The organism is Vibrio sp. 10N.286.48.C11 (genome assembly GCF_041469805.1).
In the GTDB taxonomy this organism is placed as follows: Bacteria; Pseudomonadota; Gammaproteobacteria; order Enterobacterales; family Vibrionaceae; genus Vibrio; species Vibrio crassostreae_C.
On the sequence record NZ_JBFRLK010000076.1, the window covers coordinates 1 to 7,787 of the forward strand.

The window sequence follows — 7,787 nt, forward strand, 5'->3', positions numbered from 1 at the left end:
TCCTGCGGTCTACTCACCATCAGATGCACTGGCGATTAGACGTTGGTTTTAAAGAAGATGAATGTCGGATACGTCGAGAGCAAGCCGGTGAGAATTTAGCAGTTATAAGACATATAGCTTTAAATCTGCTGACGGAAGAAATCAGCTTCAAAGCAGGGATCAAAAGAAAGCAGAAAAAAGCGAACCGCAATAACGCTTACCTTTCGCGAGTCCTTGCAGGGCAAGGGGCTTCGTAATCTTGCCCTGGCTTCTGCCATTTTCAGACTTAAGTTTATCAGAAATAACGTAGTTACTGAGATGACGAGCAACGGTCGATTCATGAATACGAAAGGCTTGTGAAATCATAGCCTGACTCCAGTCTTCAGAAGCCAGTAAAACAGCCTTAATACGGTCACGCACTCGACCATCACGAGTAGAGTCGTGATGGTCGAGTTGCATTTCTATTGAGGAGTCAGTGTAATTTTCATGGTGCGTAGCATGATCCTGATTCTAAAAAAATCAAGCATCTTCAATGATCACGGGTATAGCAAACCTTTATTTGCGGGGAAGTTCATTTTTCCGTAACTTAGCAGCGATTCACTATGTGGTAATTTGAATGCTAACAATCGAGAAACATTTAAAGTAGGGCTGAAACGAAATACGGATGTAAATCAGAGCTCTACTAATTTTCTTAAGTTTTGTAGGACAAGATGTTTGTGTTATTTTTTGCGACATGAGTACTTTAAATTAAATTTAACTCGATTGAGTGTAATTAGTTTATATATTGTTAGAGGTTAATTTATGAAAAATATTGTTGGGTTATTACCTGTAAGGTTAGAGTCCTCTCGATTACCAGGAAAAGCATTAAAAGATATAGAAGGAATGCCTGCGATTATACACGCTTATAAGAGAGCTAGTCTTTCTAAGATGCTTCAAGATGTTTATATCTGCACCGATTCTAAAGACATTATAGAAGTCGCAAGTCAATATGGTTGTAAGGTTATAGAGACAGGTAATCACCGTAATGGAACTGAGAGGATTAATGAGGCTGTAGGTCAAATAAACGCGGATATTGTTATTAATATTCAAGGCGATGAAGTGTTAGTCAATCCTCAACATATAGACTCGATCGCAGCCACAATGCTGGATAGTTCTCCCGATTACTGTTTGGGTGTTACACCTTTTGAAAAGTTCAATAGCCCACAGGATTTTAAAGCTGTTTTAGATTTATCTGGGAATATGATTTTTTGCTCTCGTTCAGATATACCTAATCAATCAATTAATGATGGCGAGTTACTTAAAGTGGTTTTTATTGTAGGTTTTACTAAGGCGTCTTTAAAACAATTCATTGAATGGCCAGAAACGCCTTTAGAGCGCGCTGAACCGAATGAATTTTTGAGAATTATTGAGCATGGTTACAAGATAAAGACGGTTAAATTAGATAGTGCAAAAATTAGTTTAGATACAGAGTCTGACCTAAAAGAAATTAGGGAATTAATGAAAAATGATTCAATTTATCCCATGTATAGGAGTTAGTTATGCTTAAAAAATTAGTAAAAGTAATATCTGAATCATTGGAAGATATACTGGCACTGAGGAGCCAAAAGGTAAAAAAACCTGATGATAGCTTCGTATCAAAAGGTGATTTACTTGTTCAGGACATTGTTTTTAGTTTTTGTAAGGAACACCTCCCTCAACATATCCTTATTTCGGAAGAGTTAGCACCTTTTACAGATGTAAATTGGGATGAAAAAGGTTCATATGTTGTACTTGACCCAATAGATGGAACCGAGAATTTTGTCAGTGGCTTACGTGAGTGGGGAGTGGGGATATCTGTTTATACTAATGGTGAGCACCAAGAGTCGTGCATCTACCTACCACAGCTTGACGAGGTCGCTATATCGGGACAATCTCTTGAAAAATTTGAGTCTCGTATACATGGGCTTTCATCTTCTCTAACTATAGATGACTTGAAAAAGTTACCGGTAGGATTCGAATATAGAATCATTGGGTGTTCAATGTATAATATGCTTAACGCTGTTAAAGGTGCCTATGCTCGTTTCGAGAATGTAAAAGGTGTGAGTTGTTGGGATGTATTACCTGGATTAAATCTAGCACTTGAAAATGACGTTAAAGCATATGTAGATGGTGAGCTTTATAAAGGGCAGATACTTTTTCCGACCAAGAAATATAAAATTTTGATTGAGGCACAGTAACAGTGAATGCTATCAGTGATATCTTAAGGTTTTTCCAACTTTCAGGGAAAAGAAAAATTCTAATTGTTGGTAAAGGACCTTCGCTTGATAATATAGAACTCTCAAGGTTAGATGATTTTTTTATCATCAATATCAATGATTCAGAACGAGCTTTGTCAGGTGATGTGGGACTGTTTCACTTACCTTGGGTCGAGGATTTCATTTTAAATGAAGGTGGTGAGTGTTCTTTCTATATTACATCTAGAAAAGTGGAGAGAAAAGAGTCAAATATTATTCAAGTTCCTCATTTACATGAAAACCCAGAAAACCCTCAACCAATGCAAGAGCGATTTTTCGCTCCTACTTTTTCATTGGAGGATGCAACAATAGTTTCGGCATTGAAGTTGGCTAATTTATGTGCAGACTTTGTGCGGGATAAACTAGATGTTTACCTGGTCGGTTTTGATTTTACAATATCTAAAGGTTTCTCAGAAAAATCAGGAGGACATATTGAATTTGGTGAAACTGAATACGTAGAAAACTTACTCAGTAGTCAAAAATCTTATTTAGAACTGCTGCTTTCCCATGAATCTGACTTATCCATTTCTGTAAAACATGTAGGTGATCGCTCATTTAGTTCATTAAACTGCGAACAGTTTAATTTGTTGGCAAACGGTAATGGTGACTGTGAAAAAATTCAAGATATAACAGTAAAAGCAGCTACTAGAAAATCAAATACTCGTTCAAAAAACACATACAACGTTATAATTGTCGCAGAGATTACTACCAATCATTTTGGTGATTTAGAACTATTAAGAAAAATGATTAAAGCCTCGGCAGAGGCTGGTGCTGACTATATTAAACTTCAAAAACGTGATGTAGAATCTTTCTACTCTCAAGAGGACCTTGAAAGACAGTATAAATCCCCATTCGGTGATACGTTTAGAGACTATCGGCACGGATTAGAGCTTGATAATTTTGGCTTTCAAATGGTTGAAAAGTGGTGCCAAGAATATGGAATTAAATGGTTTGCTTCAGTGCTTGATTTACCATCATATGATTTTATGAAACAATATAACTTAGATATGATAAAATTACCTTCGACAATATCTGAACATACTGAGTTTCTTAAAGCCGTAGCCAAGGATTTCTCAGGCAACTTGGTGTTGTCTACAGGTATGACTGACAGCGCTTATGAAGAATTTGTATTAACAGAATTTAAAAATTGTAAGAGTCTATATCTTCTTCAATGTATTTCTTCTTATCCAACTATGAATGAAGATGCTAATGTGGCCGTTGTACGACACTATCATGACTTAAGTAAAATACATCCTAAAGTTGTCCCTGGTTATTCTAGCCATGATGTAGGTTCGTTGTGTTGTCAACTTGCTGTAGCTGCTGGCGGACTTATGGTTGAGAAACACGTGAAATATGGTAATACTCCTTGGGCTCATTTCGATAATGTAGCAATAGACATGCTGACAGATAACTTTAGACAATTTGTGTCAGATATAAGATTGGCAGAGGTTTGTTTAGGCAGTGAAAATAAAGAAATCGTATCATCTGAGCATCATAAATATACAAAAAAATAATTTTTATGAATTAGATGATTAATTAAATATGAGTTGTGTAATTAAGCCTGATGAATAAACCAAATAAAATATCCCGACTTGAAATTAATTTATATGCTTTTTTTCTAGTAACATCACCAATGTATTGGTTTTTTGGTGTGCCTGTATTTGTTTTTGGCATAGTAAAATACTCTTTGGTATTGGGTGTTTTTTATTTGGCATTGAAAAACTCAAAACACGTTAATAGTATAAAACTATCAGAAATTATAACTATAACTATATTGATTTCACTAATTTTAATTCCTGCTATCTTTGGGATTGGTGAAAGCCAAGTTTTTATAATTTCTAATATTTACCCTTTTGTTTACGCATTAGTTTTAATGTTTACTTTTCGAGTTTTTATTGTCAGAGATTTTGATGATACATCTATAAGATCTGTAATAAATAAAATTAATTTTATTATTATATTGTTAACATCTGTCATAATTGCCTCTTATTATTTAGATCTTGGACTAACTGCACCAGCAGAGTTTAATAACTTTCCAGTTACGTTTTCAGGGTTTGGAAGTTTAAGAACGGGGTGGTCTGGTGGGCTTGCAATGTTTGTCGGAGCAAATTTATATTTCTGTCTAACAGGTACTATAAAAGAAAGTAACTTAGTTAGGCTATCTATATTTATGCTCATACTTACTCAGTACCTAAGTGGTGGCCGAGGAGGTTTGATAACTTCATTACTACTTGTTTTATTTTACTTAATGTATCATAAAAGACACATCGAAATTGCGATAATAATTATTTCATTTGCAGTTTTCTCAATATTTAATATGGAATTGATTTTAACACAATTAAGAATTAGCAGCGAATATTCAGGGTCAGCTGCTGGGATTTCTTCCGGTAGATTAGAGCAATATTTTGAAGTTGGAAATTTACTGTTAAATAATACGTTCCTCCCCTTTGGTGCGTATGGATATATGGATTACTTTGAAAGCATAGGGATATTCAATACAATACATAATGTATGGCTTAGGTCAGCCGTGGAGTATACAATATTATTCCCTATTGTTTTATTGCTATTTATTTCAATATCAGTTTTTAATTCAAATATTAAAAATTCGGCAAAGATTGTTGTTTTATTAACGTTATCTCCAACTTTATTTGAGCCTTCAGCTATAATTTTTAATATTAATAACTATTTACTTTGGTGGTTCATTTTTTCATATAGCACATCTAGGTAAAGGAGATAGTAATCATATGAATTATTTTTTTTGTACGAAGCCACTACAGTATTTTAACTGCGTTAACTTAGTTAGTAATTTACACAAAGGAGAGGAAAACATACTTTTCATTATCCCAAATTTTTATGGAGCAAAAGAGCTTTCAGAAAAAATAAAAATTTATGATCATAATTGGGATGATGTAATTATTATCAATAATAAGAGAGATCGAACATTAAATAAATTCAATATCACTCAAACGGATAGAGTATATATACACAGTGATCTTCATTTTGAGATGTTTTTTTTGGGGAAATTTAACCATGCGGATTTTTTTGTATATGAGGAAGGGTTAGGATCATATGAAAAATCGATAACAAAAATAACTAATAGGAAATGGAAGAATTATATTATATATTTTCTTACAAAGATCGGGCTTGTTAATTCTACGCCAGGGAAATCTAAAAAAAATAAAAAACAATACTTGTACTTCCCTGAGAAATATGAAGCTACCCATCCAGATTATGCATTTAAAACATTTTCATTTCCATTTTCATTTGTTGAAAATTATTTATATAATAAAGATATGTTCGATAATATATTTGAATTGAATTCAATAGTTTTACCTGAAGGAAATAAAATATGTTTATATCTTTCTTCGAACTCAAGAACCATAAATTACATGGAATACTATGAATTGATTTCATATGACTATGATTTTTCTATATTTAAGCCTCACCCTAATGTTGCAGATCAGTATGATAATATAGATTTAGAATTCCGTGACAAAATGGCTGAGATATTGATTATGAAACTGTTGGATTCAGATAAATTTGTAGATGTTTATCACCATGGTACATCTGCAGAACAATATATTATAGATGACAGAGTCCAATTTAAAAAAGTATAAAATTAGAGTCAGGTTATATTTTTTCGATGATACAGGAAAGTGCTCTAAGTTTACCTTGGTTATTAGAAATCCTTAGCCTGAACTGGAATATAACAAAAATATTTAAGCATTATTTCGAGGGTAACTCCACAGGGAAAGATCATAAAACCTTCTGGAATAAGGGGTGAGATGAAGTATTACTTTCATTAATTCGTTCACTGAAGTCACAACAAATTCAATACATTCAAGATCGATTTGATGATCAGATTTAGGTGTGATCATATACTGTTTTTTAACAGCAGATATTTAGCCATAATGAATGGATTAAGCCTTTTGGACCATATTTCAGTTATTCGAGACCCTCGCCAAGCTTGGAAAATAGAGCACACGCTAACCGACATTATCTTCTTAACAATTGCAGCAGTGATTGCTGGTGCTGAAGGTTGGGAGGATATTGAAGATTTTGGTGAAGATAACTTGGAGTGGCTTAGACAGTATGGCGATTTCAAACAAGGCATACCAGTACACGATACTATTGCCCGAGTTATCAATCTTATTTCCGCCAAGCAACTGCAACGATGCTTTACTGGGTGGATAAAAGACTGTCATGAGGTGACTGAGGGGGAAGTTATCGCTATCGACGGCAAAACCCTCAGAGGCACATACAACAAAGACAAACGTTGTGGTGCAATTCATATGGTCAGTGCGTTTAGTGCTGCAAATCAAGTTGTGTTAGGGCAGGTTAAAACAGCAGACAAAAGCAGTGAAATAAAGAGCTCCCTGAACTGCTGAGATACTTTCTTTACGAGGCTGCTTAGTGACGATTTATGCTATGGGATACCAAAGGACATAGCTCAAAAGTAACTATTCACCCAGACCATTTTGTGTTGTCGCATGAATTATGCGGTCTAGTGAATTGTTCTAAAATTAGTAGCTACATCTATACCCAGATAGCGCTTAATATTAAAGGTGGTGCCGATTCACATTCTCTGTTCACTGACAATACCTTGCGGGTGACAGTTACGCTGAAAAGATAGTCGCTCAAGACGCAGATTATCTCCTAGCAGTAAAAGGCAACCAAAAACGATTGGATCAAGCGGTTGATCAAGTGCTTAACTCTAGTACTGACTCTTCTACACAAATATCTAAATTGAAATGAACTTTTCCGTATGTGTGCGATCAGATCATACAAATCCACTATTTTTGGCTTGCTATGTCTCTTTTTAATCACGAACAATGGGCCGATGACCATTTTGGCAGCTCCACTCTGGGCGATAAACGCAGAACAGAACGACTAAAATGTGTAGCCTCTCAGTTAGCCGCTAGCAGTGGAAAGTCCCTAGCTCAAACTTGTCTAGGGAGTGAGTCAAAACTAGAGGGAGCGTACCGCTTGATCCGTAACAAAAATGTCAGCCCATCCGTGATTAGAGCTGCAGGCTTTGAATATGCAGCCCAACAGGCGGCTAGTGTCGATGAAATACTTGCCCTTGAAGATACGACTTCTTTAAGCTTTAAGCATAGTGTTGCTCCCTCGTTAGGAAAGCTCGGTAAAGAAACAGATACGTCTCGTGGATGGTGGGTTCACTCCGTAATGCTGCTGGATAGCCATACATCGAGAACAATGGGACTGATACATCAAGACTGGTGGTGCCGCCCCGATAAGCTTGGTGATGCTGATGAGAAAGAAAGCGGTAAATGGTCAAATGCTTCCTATTTCACACGTCAACGACTCAAAGAGCATATGCCTAACGTTATTTCAGTATGTGATAGAGAAGCCGATATCATGAGTTACTTGGCAGATAAACAATCGCATAGTGAACGTTTTGTTGTCAGAGCCAAACACTCTAGAATACTTGTTGATAAACAAAAGCTGTTTGAGCATATGGATGCTCAACCCGTCACAGGCGGTTACACGATCACAGGGCAAGATCATGAAAAA

At 35.5% G+C, this 7,787-nt stretch carries 7 protein-coding genes and 2 pseudogenes; 8 read left to right on the plus strand and 1 reads right to left on the minus strand.

Annotation, left to right across the window (positions count from 1 at the left end; translation table 11 throughout):
• Window positions 1-236: transposase (locus AB4209_RS17590; RefSeq protein ID WP_372056699.1), on the plus strand; the 236-nt coding region annotated here is incomplete at its 5' end.
• Here the strand turns inward: AB4209_RS17590 and AB4209_RS17595 are convergent.
• Window positions 232-467: pseudogene (locus AB4209_RS17595) on the minus strand (helix-turn-helix domain-containing protein); the annotation flags it as partial. The gene AB4209_RS17590 and the pseudogene AB4209_RS17595 overlap by 5 nt on opposite strands.
• Window positions 468-780: 313 nt before the next feature.
• On the opposite strand from AB4209_RS17595, the gene kdsB reads away from it, so the two are divergent.
• The 7 genes and pseudogenes from kdsB to AB4209_RS17630 all read left to right on the plus strand — a co-directional run.
• Window positions 781-1,515: a 3-deoxy-manno-octulosonate cytidylyltransferase gene (kdsB, locus tag AB4209_RS17600; protein ID WP_372056701.1), complete on the plus strand. Its 735-nt coding sequence runs from the start codon at window positions 781-783 to the stop codon at window positions 1,513-1,515.
• Between the two features lie 2 nt (window positions 1,516-1,517).
• The gene (locus AB4209_RS17605) at window positions 1,518-2,195 is read left to right on the plus strand and encodes an inositol monophosphatase family protein (protein ID WP_372056703.1); all 678 of its coding nucleotides are present in this window, start codon (window positions 1,518-1,520) and stop codon (window positions 2,193-2,195) included.
• Between the two features lie 2 nt (window positions 2,196-2,197).
• Entirely contained in the window at window positions 2,198-3,766 is a 1,569-nt protein-coding gene (locus tag AB4209_RS17610; RefSeq protein WP_372056705.1) for an N-acetylneuraminate synthase family protein, read from the plus strand.
• A gap of 50 nt (window positions 3,767-3,816) precedes the next feature.
• Entirely contained in the window at window positions 3,817-4,980 is a 1,164-nt protein-coding gene (locus tag AB4209_RS17615; protein WP_372056707.1) for a hypothetical protein, read from the plus strand.
• Window positions 4,981-4,996: 16 nt separating this feature from the next.
• Window positions 4,997-5,869 carry a hypothetical protein gene (locus AB4209_RS17620; RefSeq protein WP_372056709.1) on the plus strand — a complete coding sequence of 291 codons (873 nt, stop codon included), beginning with the start codon at window positions 4,997-4,999 and terminating at the stop codon, window positions 5,867-5,869.
• 294 nt (window positions 5,870-6,163) lie between these two features.
• A pseudogene (locus tag AB4209_RS17625) lies at window positions 6,164-6,695 on the plus strand (ISAs1 family transposase); the annotation flags it as partial.
• 366 nt (window positions 6,696-7,061) lie between these two features.
• The coding region (locus AB4209_RS17630; RefSeq protein ID WP_372056711.1) for an IS4 family transposase at window positions 7,062-7,787 on the plus strand (726 nt) is incomplete at its 3' end.